This window comes from Nocardia sp. NBC_01009 (assembly GCF_045208035.1).
Taxonomy (GTDB): domain Bacteria; phylum Actinomycetota; class Actinomycetes; order Mycobacteriales; family Mycobacteriaceae; genus Nocardia.
On record NZ_CP108695.1, the window covers coordinates 3,899,557 to 3,919,176 of the forward strand.

The 19,620-nt window shown below is 63.5% G+C and carries 2 protein-coding genes and 1 pseudogene; all 3 read left to right on the forward strand.

What is annotated here, in order from left to right; all coding sequences use genetic code 11:
* Nucleotide 1: 1 nt before the first annotated feature.
* The gene (locus tag OHA42_RS17500; RefSeq protein WP_406239434.1) at nt 2–5,431 is read left to right on the forward strand and encodes an SDR family NAD(P)-dependent oxidoreductase; all 5,430 of its coding nucleotides are present in this window, start codon (nt 2–4) and stop codon (nt 5,429–5,431) included.
* Between the two features lie 55 nt (nt 5,432–5,486).
* Nucleotides 5,487–11,051 (forward strand): type I polyketide synthase, encoded by a 5,565-nt coding sequence (locus OHA42_RS17505; RefSeq protein WP_406239436.1) that lies wholly within the window; start codon nt 5,487–5,489, stop codon nt 11,049–11,051.
* A gap of 57 nt (nt 11,052–11,108) precedes the next feature.
* Nucleotides 11,109–19,565 (forward strand): annotated as a pseudogene (locus tag OHA42_RS17510) (SDR family NAD(P)-dependent oxidoreductase); the annotation flags it as partial.
* Nucleotides 19,566–19,620 lie beyond the last annotated feature (55 nt).

Sequence of the window (19,620 nt, forward strand, 5' to 3'; positions counted from 1 at the left end):
ATTGTATGAAAATCTGCGGTGGCTGACTGCTGAACTGCAGAAGACTCGACGCGAGAATCGGGAGCTTGAGGCTTCTGTTTCTGAGCCGGTGGCGATTGTGGGTATGGCGTGTCGTTTTCCGGGGGGTGTGGGTTCTCCGGAGGATTTGTGGGAGTTGGTTGCCGGGTCGCGGGATGTGATCGGTGAGTTCCCGGCGGATCGTGGCTGGGATGTGGAGGGGTTGTTCGACCCCGATCCCGAGGCCAAGGGTAAGTCGTATACGCGTGAGGGCGGGTTCCTCTACGAGGCGTCGGAGTTCGATGCGGGGTTCTTCGGGATCAGTCCGCGTGAGGCGCTGGCGATGGATCCGCAGCAGCGGATGCTGCTGGAGGTGTCGTGGGAGGCGATCGAGCGGGCGGGGATCGACCCGAAAGCGTTGCGCGGCACCAACACCGGTGTGTTCACCGGTCTGATGGCTGGTTACGGTTATCACGTGGTCGCAGGTGGCGGCCTCGAAGGATACCTGTTGACCGGCGGTGCGGCCAGCGCAGCTTCGGGCCGTGTGTCGTATGTGTTGGGTTTGGAGGGGCCTGCGGTGTCGGTGGATACCGCGTGTTCGTCGTCGTTGGTGGCGTTGCATCAGGCGGTGGCCGCGGTGCGTGCGGGGGAGTGCGGGCTGGCGCTGGTGGGTGGTGTGACGGTGATGTCGACTCCGACGATCTTCGTGGGATTCTCTCGTCAGCGGGGGCTTTCGGCGGATGGCCGGTGTAAGTCTTTCGCCGCGGCCGCGGATGGCACCAGCTGGGGTGAGGGTGTCGGTGTCCTCCTCGTCGAACGGCTTTCCGACGCGATCCGTCGTGGGCACGAGGTGTTGGCGGTGGTGCGTGGTTCGGCGGTCAATCAGGATGGTGCGTCCAACGGGCTTTCGGCGCCGAATGGTCCGTCGCAGCAGCGGGTGATTCGTCAGGCGCTGGCGAACGCGCGGGTGTCGGCGGCGGATGTGGATGTGGTGGAAGCCCATGGCACGGGTACCACGTTGGGTGATCCGATCGAGGCACAGGCGCTGCTGGCGACCTATGGCCAGGACCGGCGTGAGGGCCGGCCGCTGCTGTTGGGCTCGTTGAAGTCGAATATCGGTCACACGCAGGCCGCCGCGGGTGTGGCCGGTGTGATCAAAATGGTGATGGCGATGCGGCACGCGGTGGTGCCAGCGACGCTGCATGTCGATGAGCCGACACCGCATGTGGATTGGGCCGCGGGTGCCGTCGAGTTGGTGACCGAGCCGACGCCGTGGCCCGGGTCCGATCGGCCTCGTCGTGCGGCGGTGTCGGGGTTCGGTGTCAGTGGCACCAACGCGCACGTGATCCTCGAACAGGCGCCAGCGGCCGAGACGACCGCGCCGGCCGACGCGGCGCCGGTATCACCGGATGAAGCAGGGATGCCGGCCGTGGGTGTTGCTGCGTCGTGGCCGGTGCCGTGGGTGTTGTCGGGGCGGAGCCGGGAGGCGTTGGCTGGTCAGGCTCGGGCGTTGGCTGGATTTGCTGAGCGGTATCCCGATGTCGATGTCTGTGATGTGGCGTCGTCGTTGGTGGATTCCCGGTCGCGGTTCGAGCATCGGGCGGTGGTGTTCGGTGGCGATCGTGACGCGTTGGTGTCGGGTTTGGCCGCGGTCGGTGGCGTCGATCCGATGCCGGGTGTGGTCGAGGGTGTGGCCGGTGTCGGGAAGACGGTGTTCGTGTTCCCGGGTCAGGGCGCTCAGTGGCTGGGCATGGGACGAGAACTGTATGAGACCTTCCCGGTCTTCGCCGCGGAGCTGGACTCGGTTCTCGCCGCCTTGGACCAGCGGTTGGGACGTTCGTTGCGGGAGGTCTTGTGGGGTGATGACGAGGCACTGCTGAACAGGACCGTTTTCACGCAGGCAGGGTTGTTCGCGGTAGAAGTGGCTCTGTTCCGTCTGCTGGCGAGCTGGGGAGTGCATCCGGACTTTGTTGCGGGGCATTCGATCGGGGAACTGGCAGCGGCGCATGTTTCGGGTGTGTTGTCCCTAGAAGATGCAGCGACGTTGGTGGCTGCCCGGGGCAGCTTGATGGATGCCCTGCCGGCAGGCGGGGCCATGGTGGCCGTGCAGGCCAGCGAGGCCGAGGTCTTGGCACTGCTGGTCGACGGCGTTGGTGTGGCCGCGGTCAACGGCCCCGATTCGGTCGTGGTGTCCGGCGCGGAGGCGGCGGTGCTCGAGATCGCGCGAGGACTTCGGGAGCAGGGACGTCGCACCAAACAACTGACGGTTTCACACGCCTTCCATTCGCCGCTGATGACGCCGATGCTGGATGATTTCGCCGCTGTGGCTCACAGTGTGTCTTATGCCGAGCCGCGCATTCCGATCGTGTCCACCCTTACCGGCGAGCTCGCCGATGAACGGCTCGGTTCGGCGGAGCATTGGATCGACCATGTGCGTGATGCGGTCCGTTTCGCTGATGGGATCCAGCGTCTGAGCGAGCTGGGTGTCACCCGGTTCGTCGAACTGGGCCCAGCTGGTGGGCTGACGAGTTTGATCGAACAGTCGGCAGGCTCGACCGAGTTTGCCATGGTCTCTGCCCTGAAGAAGGGATATGTCGAGTCGACGGCGATCATCACCGCCCTCGCCGAGGTCGAGGTTTCCGGTGGTGTGGTGGATTGGTCGGCGGTGCTGGCTGGTCGTGGTGGGCGTCGGGTGGATTTGCCGACCTATGCCTTCCAGAGGCAGCGGTTCTGGCTCGAAACCGACACCCTCACCGGTGATGTGACCAGTTTCGGTTTGGAAGATGCCGAGCATCCGTTGTTGGGTGCGGTGGTCGAGTTGCCCGAGGACGAGGGTTGGGTGTTCACGGGCCGGTTGTCGTTGCGGACTCATCCGTGGCTGGCCGATCATGCGGTGGCCGGTGTGGTGTTGTTGCCGGGTACGGGGTTCGTCGAGTTGGCGTTGCGGGCCGCTGACGAGGTCGGTTGTGGTGGGGTGCGTGAGTTGACGCTGGTCTCGCCGCTGGTGTTGCCCGAGCACGGGGCGGTGTCGCTGCAGGTGCGGGTGTCGGCCGCTGATGCGGACGGGTCGCACGCGATCTCGATCACCTCCCGCGGTGAGGGCGAGGGCGCGCAGCGGGTCGTGCATGCCCAGGGCAGTTTGTCCTCGGTGGCAGCGGTGCCGGAGTCGCTGGTGCAGTGGCCGCCGGCCGACGCGACCACCATCGATTTCGATGGCATGTACGACCGCTTGTCCGATATGGGTTATGGCTATGGGCCGGTCTTCCAGGGACTGCGGTCGGCATGGCGTCGTGGTGAGGAGGTCTTCGTCGAAGCGGTCCTGCCCGAGCTCACCGATACCGGGGCCGGTGCTGATCGGTTCGGGATCCATCCCGCCCTGTTGGATGTGGTGTTGCATTCGGTGTTCATGGGTGGGTTCGCGCAGGGCATGGTGTTGCCTTTCTCCTGGAGTGGTGTGTCGTTGCAGCAGAGTGGTGTCGGGTCTGTGCGGGCCCGGATCGCTGCGGTCGGCTCGGACACCGTGTCGGTGGAGGTCGTCGATACCGTGGGACGGCCGGTGTTGTCGGCCGAGTCGCTGATGATGCGCCCGGTATCGCTGCAGGAGTTGTCGGCTGCGGGAGCGGTCCGTGACGGGTTGTTCCGGGTCGAATGGTCGGCGATGCCGGTGGAGCCGGTGAGCGTGTCGACCGGCGTGTTCACGGATCTGGATCCGGAGCAGACTGTCCCGGACGTGGTCGTGTTCGACTGCGGTGACGGCAACACCGTGGACGCGGTTCACGGTGTGGTCGGTGAGGTGTTGACAGTTGTGCAGCAGTGGCTTTCGGATCCGCGCTATGCGTCGTCGACCTTGCTGATACGCACCCGCGGTGCAGTCGCTGTCGATGGCGAGGACATCACGTCGCTGGCCGGTGCCGCGGTGTGGGGTCTGGTGCGTTCTGCGCAGGCAGAAGATCCGGGTCGGATCGTGCTGGCCGATGTCGATGACCAAGTCGATGCCGCGATGGTGCTGGCCTCGGGCGAACCGCAGGTGGTAGTGCGTGCGGGAACAGTGCATGTCGGCCGGCTCGCACGGATTGCGGCAGCGGTGCCCGAACCTGCGGTGCCGGGGTTGTCGGATGCAGCAACGGTGCTGATCACCGGTGGCACCGGAACGCTGGGCGCGATGTTGGCTCGTCATGTCGTGGTCGAACACGGTGCGCGGCATCTGGTGTTGACCAGCCGACGGGGCCTTGAGGCTCCGGGCGCGCATGAGCTGGTGACCGAGTTGTCGGGACTGGGTGCACGGGTAGAGGTGGTGGTCGCCGACATGGCCGACCGCGCAGCGGTCGAGCAGGTGCTGGCGGGTATCGCAGCCGATGAGCCGTTGGCGGTGATCCATGCTGCCGGCGTGCTCGATGACGGGGTCATCGGGTCGATGACCCAGCAGCGACTGGACACGGTGCTGACTCCGAAGGTCGATGCCGCGCTGCATCTGCACGAGGCCAGCCGTAACCGTGTGGTGTCGGCGTTCGTGATGTTCTCCTCAGCGGCTGGTGTGTTCGGCACCCCCGGACAGAGCAACTACGCAGCGGCCAACGCCTTCCTCGATGCCCTGGCTGTTCATCGCCGCCACGCCGGGCTGCACGCGCAGTCCCTGGCCTGGGGATTGTGGGCACAGTCCAGTGGCATGACCGGCCACTTGGATGACACCGATGCCGCGCGGTTGAGCCGGGGAGGGTTCGTCCCGATGCCAGCCGAGGAAGCATTCGAACTGTTCGACCACGCCCTGATCGAGGGCGGTGTCAACACCCTGACCGCACGGTTGGACCTGGCCGCGGCCCGTGACCAGGCCGGGTCGGGCTTCGTCCCCGCACTCCTGCAGAACTTGATCATCCGCGGATCCCGACGCGCAACACGCGCCACCGAAACCTCGGCCTCAGGACTGACACAGCGTTTGGCAGGACTGCCCGAGGCCGAACAGCAGCAGCTGATCATCGAGGTGGTCCGTCAGCAGGTCGCCGCAGTCCTCGGACACAACGACACCAACACCATCGACACCGATCAGAACTTCCGCGACCTCGGCTTCGACTCCCTCACCGCCGTCGAGATACGAAATCGGCTGAAGGTCGTCACTGGCATCATGTTGTCGGCCACGTCGGTCTTCGATTATCCGACTCCCGCAGCTTTAGCCGTACACCTGCGTGAGGGCATAGCGGCCGCTGCAGATTTGGATAGCGCTGATCAAGAGATCGCTCTCCGTCGTTTGGAAGAGTACTTGGCTCCGTTCCGGGCCGATACCGTCCTTCGGCCCATGATTAAAGCCCGGCTCGAGAGCATGCTTACGGAATATGCGGATATATCTGTGCGCAGTGTCGCCAAGGAGTCGATAGATCTTCACTCTGCATCAGAGGACGAACTGATGGACTTCATTAACAGTGAACTCCGCAATTCGTAATTGCCCATCTTCTGTAAATTCAAATACTTTAAATCTTCTGATCGGAGGGCGTTCCATGAGTAATGAGAAGATGCTTGAAAACCTGCGGTGGGTAACTGCTGAACTGCAGAAGACTCGACGCGAGTACCTCAAGCTTGAGGCTTCTGTTTCTGAGCCGGTGGCGATTGTGGGTATGGCGTGTCGTTTTCCGGGGGGTGTGGGTTCTCCGGAGGATTTGTGGGAGTTGGTTGCCGGGTCGCGGGATGTGATCGGTGAGTTCCCGGCGGATCGTGGCTGGGATGTGGAGGGGTTGTTCGATCCCGATCCCGAGGCCAAGGGTAAGTCGTATACGCGTGAGGGCGGGTTCCTCTACGAGGCGTCGGAGTTCGATGCGGGGTTCTTCGGGATCAGTCCGCGTGAGGCGCTGGCGATGGATCCGCAGCAGCGGATGCTGCTGGAGGTGTCGTGGGAGGCGATCGAGCGGGCGGGGATCGACCCGAAAGCGTTGCGCGGCACCAACACCGGTGTGTTCACCGGCATCATGTATCACGATTACGCAGGCCGTATGCGGAGTATCCCCCAAGAAGTCGAAGGGTATCTTGGCAACGGTAGCGCTGGCAGTGTCGCCTCGGGCCGTGTGTCGTATGTGTTGGGTTTGGAGGGGCCTGCGGTGTCGGTGGATACCGCGTGTTCGTCGTCGTTGGTGGCGTTGCATCAGGCGGTGGCCGCGGTGCGTGCGGGGGAGTGCGGGCTGGCGCTGGTGGGTGGTGTGACGGTGATGTCGACTCCGACGATCTTCGTGGAGTTCTCTCGTCAGCGGGGGCTTTCGGCGGATGGCCGGTGTAAGTCTTTCGCCGCGGCCGCGGATGGCACCGGCTGGGGTGAGGGTGTCGGTGTGCTGGTGGTGGAGCGTTTGTCCGACGCGATCCGTCGTGGGCACGAGGTGTTGGCGGTGGTGCGTGGTTCGGCGGTCAATCAGGATGGTGCGTCCAATGGTTTGACCGCGCCGAATGGTCCGTCGCAGCAGCGGGTGATTCGTCAGGCGCTGGCGAACGCGCGGGTGTCGGCGGCGGATGTGGATGTGGTGGAAGCCCATGGCACGGGTACCACGTTGGGTGATCCGATCGAGGCACAGGCGCTGCTGGCGACCTATGGCCAGGACCGGCGTGAGGGCCGGCCGCTGCTGTTGGGCTCGTTGAAGTCGAATATCGGTCACACGCAGGCCGCCGCGGGTGTGGCCGGTGTGATCAAAATGGTGATGGCGATGCGGCACGCGGTGGTGCCAGCGACGCTGCATGTCGATGAGCCGACACCGCATGTGGATTGGGCCGCGGGTGCCGTCGAGTTGGTGACCGAGCCGACGCCGTGGCCCGGGTCCGATCGGCCTCGTCGTGCGGCGGTGTCGGGGTTCGGTGTCAGTGGCACCAACGCGCACGTGATCCTCGAACAGGCGCCAGCGGCCGAGACGACCGCGCCGGCCGACGCGGCGCCGGTATCACCGGATGAAGCAGGGATGCCGGCCGTGGGTGTTGCTGCGTCGTGGCCGGTGCCGTGGGTGTTGTCGGGGCGGAGCCGGGAGGCGTTGGCTGGTCAGGCTCGGGCGTTGGCTGGATTTGCTGAGCGGTATCCCGATGTCGATGTCTGTGATGTGGCGTCGTCGTTGGTGGATTCCCGGTCGCGGTTCGAGCATCGGGCGGTGGTGTTCGGTGGCGATCGTGACGCGTTGGTGTCGGGTTTGGCCGCGGTCGGTGGCGTCGATCCGATGCCGGGTGTGGTCGAGGGTGTGGCCGGTGTCGGGAAGACGGTGTTCGTGTTCCCGGGTCAGGGCGCTCAGTGGCTGGGCATGGGACGAGAACTGCTCGATTCCGCGCCGGTGTTCGCCGAGGCGATGAACGAGTGTGAGCAGGCTTTCGCGCCGCTGGTGGACTGGTCGTTGTCGGATGTGCTGCGTGGTGGTGCGGGTGCCCCGCCGCTGGACCGGGTGGATGTGGTTCAGCCGGTGCTGTTCGCGGTGATGGTGTCGCTGGCTCGATTGTGGCAGTCGATGGGTGTGGAACCCGCTGCGGTAGTTGGGCATTCGCAGGGTGAGATCGCTGCGGCTTATGTCGCTGGTGGTTTGTCGTTGCCAGATGCCGCGCGGGTGGTGGTGTGTCGTAGTCGTCTGGTTCTTCAGCAGTTGGCTGGTGGTGGCGGGATGGCTTCGGTGTCGCTGCCGGTCGAGGCGGTGTCCGAGCGGCTGGCGGTGGCCGGGCCGGGGCTGGGGATTGCCGCGGTCAACGGTCCGAGCTCGGTGGTGGTCTCCGGTGAAGCCGGGGCTTTGGAGCAATTCCTGACCGCGTGTGAAAGCGACGGGGTGCATGTGCGCCGGGTCGCGGTGGACTATGCCTCGCATTCGCCGATGGTGGAGGTGCTGCAGCAGGACCTGCTGAGTGAGCTCGCCGATATCGCGCCGCGGTCGTCGAGCATCCCGTTCTACTCCACGGTGACTGCCGCTCAGCTCGACACCAGTGGTCTGGATGCCGGCTACTGGTATGCCAACCTGCGTGAAACCGTTCGCCTCGAGTCGGTGACTCGTTTGCTGCTCGAGGACGGCCACACTCTGTTTGTCGAGGTGAGCCCGCATCCGGTGCTGACCATCGGTTTGCAGGAGACGTGTGAGGATGCCGGTGGGCGTGGTGAGGAAGCCGCGATCGTCGGTACTTTGCGCCGCGACCAGGGCGGCATGATCGATTTCTTGTCCTCGTTGGGACGGGTGTTCGCTTCCGGTGGTGTGGTGGATTGGTCGGCGGTGCTGGCTGGTCGTGGTGGGCGTCGGGTGGATTTGCCGACCTATGCCTTCCAGAGGCAGCGGTTCTGGCTCGAAACCGACACCCTCACCGGTGATGTGACCAGTTTCGGTTTGGAAGATGCCGAGCATCCGTTGTTGGGTGCGGTGGTCGAGTTGCCCGAGGACGAGGGTTGGGTGTTCACGGGCCGGTTGTCGTTGCGGACTCATCCGTGGCTGGCCGATCATGCGGTGGCCGGTGTGGTGTTGTTGCCGGGTACGGGGTTCGTCGAGTTGGCGTTGCGGGCCGCTGACGAGGTCGGTTGTGGTGGGGTGCGTGAGTTGACGCTGGTCTCGCCGCTGGTGTTGCCCGAGCACGGGGCGGTGTCGCTGCAGGTGCGGGTGTCGGCCGCTGATGCGGACGGGTCGCACGCGATCTCGATCACCTCCCGCGGTGAGGGCGAGGGCGCGCAGCGGGTCGTGCATGCCCAGGGCAGTTTGTCCTCGGTGGCAGCGGTGCCGGAGTCGCTGGTGCAGTGGCCGCCGGCCGACGCGACCACCATCGATGTGGAGATCGGATATGAGGGGCTCGCGACCCGACAAATCGAATACGGTACAGCATTTCGCGCAGTGCAGGCAGTTTGGGCAGCTGGCCCTGACGTATACGCAGAGGTCCAATTGCCCGCGGGGATGCGGCGGGATACTGGGAGCTATCTGATCCATCCTGCATTGTTAGATGCAGCTGTGCATTCACTCGCTATTGGCGAGAATGATACGAATGTTGACGATACTGCTCTCCCTTATGTATGGTCCGAGCTGCGATTCGGGGATGTGACAGGTCTGGATACTCTCCGTGTCCACGGCCGGAAGATCAGCGAAGACACCTGGTCCGTCGGACTCTACGACACTAACGGTCGCTTCGCGGCAAGTATCGGTAGTCTGATGACGCGTTCCGTGGACACCGACACTTTGCTGAGTTTGGGTAGCGCCCAAATCGATTGGCTATATCGGCTCGATTGGATTGAAACTGGAAACCCGGTTGTCGGCGCCTTCGATAAAGCCTGGATTGCAGATAATGTAGACACTTGTTCGGCGGTTCGCCGGTCCGGAACCCCTTGTATCCACTCAGGGCAGGATATTGCAGACAGTGTGGCGGACGATAATCCAAAAATTGTGATCCGCACGGTAAGTTCAAATTCGGATAAAGAACTTGGTGCGTCTGCATATCGGATCGCGTGTATGGTGCTGGAACTGCTGAAGCAGTGGGTCGGGTCCAATCAGTCAGAGCACTCGCGCCTGGTGATCCTGACCGAGAATGCAGTCTCGGTGGATCCTACGTCGGGGGACATTGATCCGGCTTCGTCCACGGCTTGGGGAATGGTGCGGTCCGCGCAGTCGGAACATGGTGACTGCTTCGTCCTTGTCGATACCGACGGAAAAGATGTCTCATTGCAGAGCCTCGTGGCCGCAGTATCGTCCGGCGAGAATCAAATTGCAATACGCGACGGCAAGTGCTACATTCCCCGCCTGGTAAAGGCGCCCTCCTCGAATGCCGAGCTCCCTGAATTCGGTGGTACGGCGCTAATCACCGGCGGAACGGGTGCGCTAGGCGCAGCAGTGTCGCGGCATTTGGTGAAGTACTATCACGTCCCTCGCTTAATTCTGGTAAGCAGAAGCGGGCTTGCCGCCGACGGTGCTCATGAACTCCGACGAGAATTGCTTGACTCTGGCGCCAAGTCTGTCGAAATCATTGATTGTGACATTTCGGATCGTGAGTCGCTATCGGTTGCGCTCAAGAAGGTTCCTTCGGACTATCCGCTCAGCCTGATTATCCATGCAGCCGGTGTCCTTGCCGATAGCGCTATTGCGTCGATGACCGATGATGATATTGCAAAGGTTTTCGGGCCTAAGGTGGAGGCAGCTCATAATCTCTATGAGCTAGCGAATGAACTCGCTGCACCGTCAGTCGTATTCTTCTCGTCAGTCGCAGGTATTATTGGAGGCGCTGGACAAGGAAACTACGCAGCGGCCAATGCATTCCTGGATGCACTGGCGGCTCATGGCCGGAAGAATGGCAAGTCGATGGTATCGCTCGCGTGGGGGCTATGGGCTCAGGGCAGCGGCATGACAGGCCATCTTAATGAGAATGACCTCTTGCGTATCAAACGCCTTGGCATCGAACCTTTGGCGGAAAATGAAGGACTGAGACTGTTCGATCTTGCGCTCCAGTCTGAGAATGATGTGCTTGTTCCGATCAAGCTGTCGACATTCGCGCAGTTGGATGTTCAAAGTATTCCTTCCGTTTTGCAATCGCAATTTGGTTCGAAACGTCGTCTTGCTCCTGCTCGGGTCGAATATGCGCAGGGTTCGTCCACGCAGAGTCTCGCTAGCGTCTCTGTCAAAGAGCGGAGAGATTCGCTTGTGTCGATGGTTCTAGATGCTGTGTCGACTGTACTCGGCTACCGACTTGCTGAAGTGAATCTCGACAAATCGACGAGATTCAGTGAGCTTGGGTTGGACTCTTTGACTGCGATTGAATTCAGAAACCGGCTGAAATCTGAAATCGGTCTTACTCTTCCGTCTACGTTGATCTTCGACTACCCCACGCCGATGGATGTTGCTGAGTTTATTGCTGCTGAGCTCGGAATGTCTAACGATGGGTCAGGTGAGGTATTCGATCAGCTAAATGGGCTTATTCAAAGTGTCGCGATGAATAATATCGCTGGAAACGAACTGAATGATCTGATAGGAAAGTTGCGGGGATTTATCGGCAATCTCGAAGGAAGGGTCGATATTGAGAGTGGCGACGACCTCGAGATCGTGTCCGACGACGAGCTCTATGACTTGGTGGACCGTGAACTAGGGCTGGGCAGCTAATTGAATCGGGGAACGGATCCAGAGGTCATGGAGAGCGCAATGTCGAACGAAGAAAAGCTCCGCACATACCTGAAGAAAGTCACGCTCGACTTGAAGGCGACGCGCCGTCGGCTAACGGAGGCCGAAGATGCTATGCACACTCCGGTGGCGATTGTGGGTATGGCGTGTCGTTTTCCGGGGGGTGTGGGTTCTCCGGAGGATTTGTGGGAGTTGGTTGCCGGGTCGCGGGATGTGATCGGTGAGTTCCCGGCGGATCGTGGCTGGGATGTGGAGGGGTTGTTCGATCCCGATCCCGAGGCCAAGGGTAAGTCGTATACGCGTGAGGGCGGGTTCCTCTACGAGGCGTCGGAGTTCGATGCGGGGTTCTTCGGGATCAGTCCGCGTGAGGCGCTGGCGATGGATCCGCAGCAGCGGATGCTGCTGGAGGTGTCGTGGGAGGCGATCGAGCGGGCGGGGATCGACCTGAAAGCGTTGCGCGGCACCAACACCGGTGTTTTCACCGGCATCATTTCCGGCGACTATCCGCTCCACAACGGCGACACCGAGCTCGAAGGGTTCCGTCTGGGAGGCGGATCCGCGAGTGTCGCTTCGGGCCGTGTGTCGTATGTGTTGGGTTTGGAGGGGCCTGCGGTGTCGGTGGATACCGCGTGTTCGTCGTCGTTGGTGGCGTTGCATCAGGCGGTGGCCGCGGTGCGTGCGGGGGAGTGCGGGCTGGCGCTGGTGGGTGGTGTGACGGTGATGTCGACTCCGCTAATGTTCGTGGAGTTCTCTCGTCAGCGGGGGCTTTCGGCGGATGGCCGGTGTAAGTCTTTCGCCGCGGCCGCGGATGGCACCAGCTGGGGTGAGGGTGTCGGTGTCCTCCTCGTCGAACGGCTTTCCGACGCGATCCGTCGTGGGCACGAGGTGTTGGCGGTGGTGCGTGGTTCGGCGGTCAATCAGGATGGTGCGTCCAACGGGCTTTCGGCGCCGAATGGTCCGTCGCAGCAGCGGGTGATTCGTCAGGCGCTGGCGAACGCGCGGGTGTCGGCGGCGGATGTGGATGTGGTGGAAGCCCATGGCACGGGTACCACGTTGGGTGATCCGATCGAGGCACAGGCGCTGCTGGCGACCTATGGCCAGGACCGGCGTGAGGGCCGGCCGCTGCTGTTGGGCTCGTTGAAGTCGAATATCGGTCACACGCAGGCCGCCGCGGGTGTGGCCGGTGTGATCAAAATGGTGATGGCGATGCGGCACGCGGTGGTGCCAGCGACGCTGCATGTCGATGAGCCGACACCGCATGTGGATTGGGCCGCGGGTGCCGTCGAGTTGGTGACCGAGCCGACGCCGTGGCCCGGGTCCGATCGGCCTCGTCGTGCGGCGGTGTCGAGCTTTGGAGCTAGTGGCACAAACGCTCATGTTGTTCTAGAGCAAGCGCCGGATGAAACTGCGGAAACGCTTTCACAAATCTCGATGGGAAGTGGCGCCCAGAGCGTTGCTGCGTCGTGGCCGGTGCCGTGGGTGTTGTCGGGGCGGAGCCGGGAGGCGTTGGCTGGTCAGGCTCGGGCGTTGGCTGGATTTGCTGAGCGGTATCCCGATGTCGATGTCTGTGATGTGGCGTCGTCGTTGGTGGATTCCCGGTCGCGGTTCGAGCATCGGGCGGTGGTGTTCGGTGGCGATCGTGACGCGTTGGTGTCGGGTTTGGCCGCGGTCGGTGGCGTCGATCCGATGCCGGGTGTGGTCGAGGGTGTGGCCGGTGTCGGGAAGACGGTGTTCGTGTTCCCGGGTCAGGGCGCTCAGTGGCTGGGCATGGGACGAGAACTGTATGAGACCTTCCCGGTCTTCGCCGCGGAGCTGGACTCGGTTCTCGCCGCCTTGGACCAGCGGTTGGGACGTTCGTTGCGGGAGGTCTTGTGGGGTGATGACGAGGCACTGCTGAACAGGACCGTTTTCACGCAGGCAGGGTTGTTCGCGGTAGAAGTGGCTCTGTTCCGTCTGCTGGCGAGCTGGGGAGTGCATCCGGACTTTGTTGCGGGGCATTCGATCGGGGAACTGGCAGCGGCGCATGTTTCGGGTGTGTTGTCCCTAGAAGATGCAGCGACGTTGGTGGCTGCCCGGGGCAGCTTGATGGATGCCCTGCCGGCAGGCGGGGCCATGGTGGCCGTGCAGGCCAGCGAGGCCGAGGTCTTGGCACTGCTGGTCGACGGCGTTGGTGTGGCCGCGGTCAACGGCCCCGATTCGGTCGTGGTGTCCGGCGCGGAGGCGGCGGTGCTCGAGATCGCGCGAGGACTTCGGGAGCAGGGACGTCGCACCAAACAACTGACGGTTTCACACGCCTTCCATTCGCCGCTGATGACGCCGATGCTGGATGATTTCGCCGCTGTGGCTCACAGTGTGTCTTATGCCGAGCCGCGCATTCCGATCGTGTCCACCCTTACCGGCGAGCTCGCCGATGAACGGCTCGGTTCGGCGGAGCATTGGATCGACCATGTGCGTGATGCGGTCCGTTTCGCTGATGGGATCCAGCGTCTGAGCGAGCTGGGTGTCACCCGGTTCGTCGAACTGGGCCCAGCTGGTGGGCTGACGAGTTTGATCGAACAGTCGGCAGGCTCGACCGAGTTTGCCATGGTCTCTGCCCTGAAGAAGGGATATGTCGAGTCGACGGCGATCATCACCGCCCTCGCCGAGGTCGAGGTTTCCGGTGGTGTGGTGGATTGGTCGGCGGTGCTGGCTGGTCGTGGTGGGCGTCGGGTGGATTTGCCGACCTATGCCTTCCAGAGGCAGCGGTTCTGGCTCGAAACCGACACCCTCATCACCTCGGGCTCCCTGAGCGTGGCGCGTACTCCCGAGGCCTCGGCGTCAGTGCTGGCGCACCGTTTGGCCGGGCTGCCCGAGGCCGAACAACGGCAGCTGATCATCGACGTGATCCGCCAGCAGGTCACCGCGGTCCTCGGACACCGTGGCACCAACACCATCGACACCGATCAGAACTTCCGCGACCTTGGTTTCGACTCCCTCACCGCAGTCGAGATACGAAATCGGCTCAAGGTCGTCACCGGCATCATGTTGCCGGCCACGTCGGTCTTTGATTATCCGACTCCTGCGGCTCTGGCTGAATATCTGCGTGAGCTGGTGTCCGGTGGTGAGGTCGACGAGGTCGTTTCGGCTGTGGTCGGTGTGGACGAGCCTGTGGCGATTGTGGGTATGGCGTGTCGTTTTCCGGGGGGTGTGGGTTCTCCGGAGGATTTGTGGGAGTTGGTTGCCGGGTCGCGGGATGTGATCGGTGAGTTCCCGGCGGATCGTGGCTGGGATGTGGAGGGGTTGTTCGATCCCGATCCCGAGGCCAAGGGTAAGTCGTATACGCGTGAGGGCGGGTTCCTCTACGAGGCGTCGGAGTTCGATGCGGGGTTCTTCGGGATCAGTCCGCGTGAGGCGCTGGCGATGGATCCGCAGCAGCGGATGCTGCTGGAGGTGTCGTGGGAGGCGATCGAGCGGGCGGGGATCGACCCGAAAGCGTTGCGCGGCACCAACACCGGTGTGTTCACCGGCGTCATTTCCAGTGATTACGGCTTGCGCGGCAATAGTGAACTTGAGGGCTACCTGATGACTGGTAGCGCCGCAAGTGTCGCCTCGGGCCGTGTGTCGTATGTGCTGGGTTTGGAGGGGCCTGCGGTGTCGATGGATACCGCGTGTTCGTCGTCGTTGGTGGCGTTGCATCAGGCGGTGGCCGCGGTGCGTGCGGGGGAGTGCGGGCTGGCGCTGGCCGGTGGTGTCGCGGTCATGTCGACACCATCCGCATTCATCGAGTTTTCGCGTCAACGAGCCCTGGCTCCGGATGGCCGGTGTAAGTCTTTCGCCGCGGCCGCGGATGGCACCGGCTGGGGTGAGGGTGTCGGTGTGCTGGTGGTGGAGCGTTTGTCCGACGCGATCCGTCGTGGGCACGAGGTGTTGGCGGTGGTGCGTGGTTCGGCGGTCAATCAGGATGGTGCCTCCAACGGGCTTTCGGCGCCGAATGGTCCGTCGCAGCAGCGGGTGATTCGTCAGGCGCTGGCGAACGCGCGGGTGTCGGCGGCGGATGTGGATGTGGTGGAAGCCCATGGCACGGGTACCACGTTGGGTGATCCGATCGAGGCACAGGCGCTGCTGGCGACCTATGGCCAGGACCGGCGTGAGGGTGAGCCGTTGTGGCTGGGCTCGTTGAAGTCCAACATCGGTCACACCTTGGCGGCCGCGGGTGTGGCGAGTGTGATCAAAATGGTGATGGCGATGCGGCACGGGGTGTTGCCAGCGACGCTGCATGTCGATGAGCCGACACCGCATGTGGATTGGTCGGCCGGTGAGGTGGAGCTGCTGACCGAGCAGCGGCCCTGGCCGCAATCGGAACATCCGCGCCGCGCGGCCGTGTCGGGATTCGGCATGAGCGGAACGAATGCGCACGTGCTACTAGAGGAGGCACCGATCACTCCTCCGCTGTCATCGGAGGGGGATGAAGCAGCAGCGGCAGCAATGTCCAACCACGAAGATCAACAGCCGTGGCCGGTGCCGTGGGTGTTGTCGGGGCGGAGCCGGGAGGCGTTGGCTGGTCAGGCTCGGGCGTTGGCTGGATTTGCTGAGCGGTATCCCGATGTCGATGTCTGTGATGTGGCGTCGTCGTTGGTGGATTCCCGGTCGCGGTTCGAGCATCGGGCGGTGGTGTTCGGTGGCGATCGTGACGCGTTGGTGTCGGGTTTGGCCGCGGTCGGTGGCGTCGATCCGATGCCGGGTGTGGTCGAGGGTGTGGCCGGTGTCGGGAAGACGGTGTTCGTGTTCCCGGGTCAGGGCGCTCAGTGGCTGGGCATGGGACGAGAACTGCTCGATTCCGCGCCGGTGTTCGCCGAGGCGATGAACGAGTGTGAGCAGGCTTTCGCGCCGCTGGTGGACTGGTCGTTGTCGGATGTGCTGCGTGGTGGTGCGGGTGCCCCGCCGCTGGACCGGGTGGATGTGGTTCAGCCGGTGCTGTTCGCGGTGATGGTGTCGCTGGCTCGATTGTGGCAGTCGATGGGTGTGGAACCCGCTGCGGTAGTTGGGCATTCGCAGGGTGAGATCGCTGCGGCTTATGTCGCTGGTGGTTTGTCGTTGCCAGATGCCGCGCGGGTGGTGGTGTGTCGTAGTCGTCTGGTTCTTCAGCAGTTGGCTGGTGGTGGCGGGATGGCTTCGGTGTCGCTGCCGGTCGAGGCGGTGTCCGAGCGGCTGGCGGTGGCCGGGCCGGGGCTGGGGATTGCCGCGGTCAACGGTCCGAGCTCGGTGGTGGTCTCCGGTGAAGCCGGGGCTTTGGAGCAATTCCTGACCGCGTGTGAAAGCGACGGGGTGCATGTGCGCCGGGTCGCGGTGGACTATGCCTCGCATTCGCCGATGGTGGAGGTGCTGCAGCAGGACCTGCTGAGTGAGCTCGCCGATATCGCGCCGCGGTCGTCGAGCATCCCGTTCTACTCCACGGTGACTGCCGCTCAGCTCGACACCAGTGGTCTGGATGCCGGCTACTGGTATGCCAACCTGCGTGAAACCGTTCGCCTCGAGTCGGTGACTCGTTTGCTGCTCGAGGACGGCCACACTCTGTTTGTCGAGGTGAGCCCGCATCCGGTGCTGACCATCGGTTTGCAGGAGACGTGTGAGGATGCCGGTGGGCGTGGTGAGGAAGCCGCGATCGTCGGTACTTTGCGCCGCGACCAGGGCGGCATGATCGATTTCTTGTCCTCGTTGGGACGGGTGTTCGCTTCCGGTGGTGTGGTGGATTGGTCGGCGGTGCTGGCTGGTCGTGGTGGGCGTCGGGTGGATTTGCCGACCTATGCCTTCCAGAGGCAGCGGTTCTGGCTCGAAACCGACACCCTCACCGGTGATGTGACCAGTTTCGGTTTGGAAGATGCCGAGCATCCGTTGTTGGGTGCGGTGGTCGAGTTGCCCGAGGACGAGGGTTGGGTGTTCACGGGCCGGTTGTCGTTGCGGACTCATCCGTGGCTGGCCGATCATGCGGTGGCCGGTGTGGTGTTGTTGCCGGGTACGGGGTTCGTCGAGTTGGCGTTGCGGGCCGCTGACGAGGTCGGTTGTGGTGGGGTGCGTGAGTTGACGCTGGTCTCGCCGCTGGTGTTGCCCGAGCACGGGGCGGTGTCGCTGCAGGTGCGGGTGTCGGCCGCTGATGCGGACGGGTCGCACGCGATCTCGATCACCTCCCGCGGTGAGGGCGAGGGCGCGCAGCGGGTCGTGCATGCCCAGGGCAGTTTGTCCTCGGTGGCAGCGGTGCCGGAGTCGCTGGTGCAGTGGCCGCCGGCCGACGCGACCACCATCGATTTCGATGGCATGTACGACCGCTTGTCCGATATGGGTTATGGCTATGGGCCGGTCTTCCAGGGACTGCGGTCGGCATGGCGTCGTGGTGAGGAGGTCTTCGTCGAAGCGGTCCTGCCCGAGCTCACCGATACCGGGGCCGGTGCTGATCGGTTCGGGATCCATCCCGCCCTGTTGGATGTGGTGTTGCATTCGGTGTTCATGGGTGGGTTCGCGCAGGGCATGGTGTTGCCTTTCTCCTGGAGTGGTGTGTCGTTGCAGCAGAGTGGTGTCGGGTCTGTGCGGGCCCGGATCGCTGCGGTCGGCTCGGACACCGTGTCGGTGGAGGTCGTCGATACCGTGGGACGGCCGGTGTTGTCGGCCGAGTCGCTGATGATGCGCCCGGTATCGCTGCAGGAGTTGTCGGCTGCGGGAGCGGTCCGTGACGGGTTGTTCCGGGTCGAATGGTCGGCGATGCCGGTGGAGCCGGTGAGCGTGTCGACCGGCGTGTTCACGGATCTGGATCCGGAGCAGACTGTCCCGGACGTGGTCGTGTTCGACTGCGGTGACGGCAACACCGTGGACGCGGTTCACGGTGTGGTCGGTGAGGTGTTGACAGTTGTGCAGCAGTGGCTTTCGGATCCGCGCTATGCGTCGTCGACCTTGCTGATACGCACCCGCGGTGCAGTCGCTGTCGATGGCGAGGACATCACGTCGCTGGCCGGTGCCGCGGTGTGGGGTCTGGTGCGTTCTGCGCAGGCAGAAGATCCGGGTCGGATCGTGCTGGCCGATGTCGATGACCAAGTCGATGCCGCGATGGTGCTGGCCTCGGGCGAACCGCAGGTGGTAGTGCGTGCGGGAACAGTGCATGTCGGCCGGCTCGCACGGATTGCGGCAGCGGTGCCCGAACCTGCGGTGCCGGGGTTGTCGGATGCAGCAACGGTGCTGATCACCGGTGGCACCGGAACGCTGGGCGCGATGTTGGCTCGTCATGTCGTGGTCGAACACGGTGCGCGGCATCTGGTGTTGACCAGCCGACGGGGCCTTGAGGCTCCGGGCGCGCATGAGCTGGTGACCGAGTTGTCGGGACTGGGTGCACGGGTAGAGGTGGTGGTCGCCGACATGGCCGACCGCGCAGCGGTCGAGCAGGTGCTGGCGGGTATCGCAGCCGATGAGCCGTTGGCGGTGATCCATGCTGCCGGCGTGCTCGATGACGGGGTCATCGGGTCGATGACCCAGCAGCGACTGGACACGGTGCTGACTCCGAAGGTCGATGCCGCGCTGCATCTGCACGAGGCCAGCCGTAACCGTGTGGTGTCGGCGTTCGTGATGTTCTCCTCAGCGGCTGGTGTGTTCGGCACCCCCGGACAGAGCAACTACGCAGCGGCCAACGCCTTCCTCGATGCCCTGGCTGTTCATCGCCGCCACGCCGGGCTGCACGCGCAGTCCCTGGCCTGGGGATTGTGGGCACAGTCCAGTGGCATGACCGGCCACTTGGATGACACCGATGCCGCGCGGTTGAGCCGGGGAGGGTTCGTCCCGATGCCAGCCGAGGAAGCATTCGAACTGTTCGACCACGCCCTGATCGAGGGCGGTGTCAACACCCTGACCGCACGGTTGGACCTGGCCGCGGCCCGTGACCAGGCCGGGTCGGGCTTCGTCCCCGCACTCCTGCAGAACTTGATCATCCGCGGATCCCGACGCGCAACACGCGCCACCGAAACCTCGGCCTCAGGACTGACACAGCGTTTGGCAGGACTGCCCGAGGCCGAACAGCAGCAGCTGATCATCGAGGTGGTCCGTCAGCAGGTCGCCGCAGTCCTCGGACACAACGACACCAACACCATCGACACCGATCAGAACTTCCGCGACCTCGGCTTCGACTCCCTCACCGCCGTCGAATTCCGCAACAGGCTGAGCAACGTGATCGGCTCCCGGCTGGCCCCCACACTCGTATTCGACTACCCCACCATCGAAACACTATCGAATTACCTGTTCAGAACGCTCGCTGTCGTCAGCTCTGGTGCGGATAGCAGAGATGCACTCGACCTGCATCAAATTGGTGAATTGCTCGATTCTGACGGTTTTGATGAAACGACGAAGGATGAAATAGTTCTGCAATTGGAAGATCTCCTAAAGAAGGCGAGCCAACGCAAGAGCGTCCCGGTTCAGGAGCAGGTGGATTTCACCGGTGCGACTGCTGAAGATCTCTTTGCCTTCTTCGATAAGACGGTTTGACCGGGCTTCGGGGAGTCTTTCCGGGCGATCTTGATCGCGTGAATGATTTCCCGGA

Excerpts from the sequence above, each read along its gene's own strand:
- OHA42_RS17505 (WP_406239436.1), top strand. The coding sequence starts at position 5,487 with ATGAGTAATGAGAAGATGCTTGAAAACCTGCGGTGGGTAACTGCTGAA.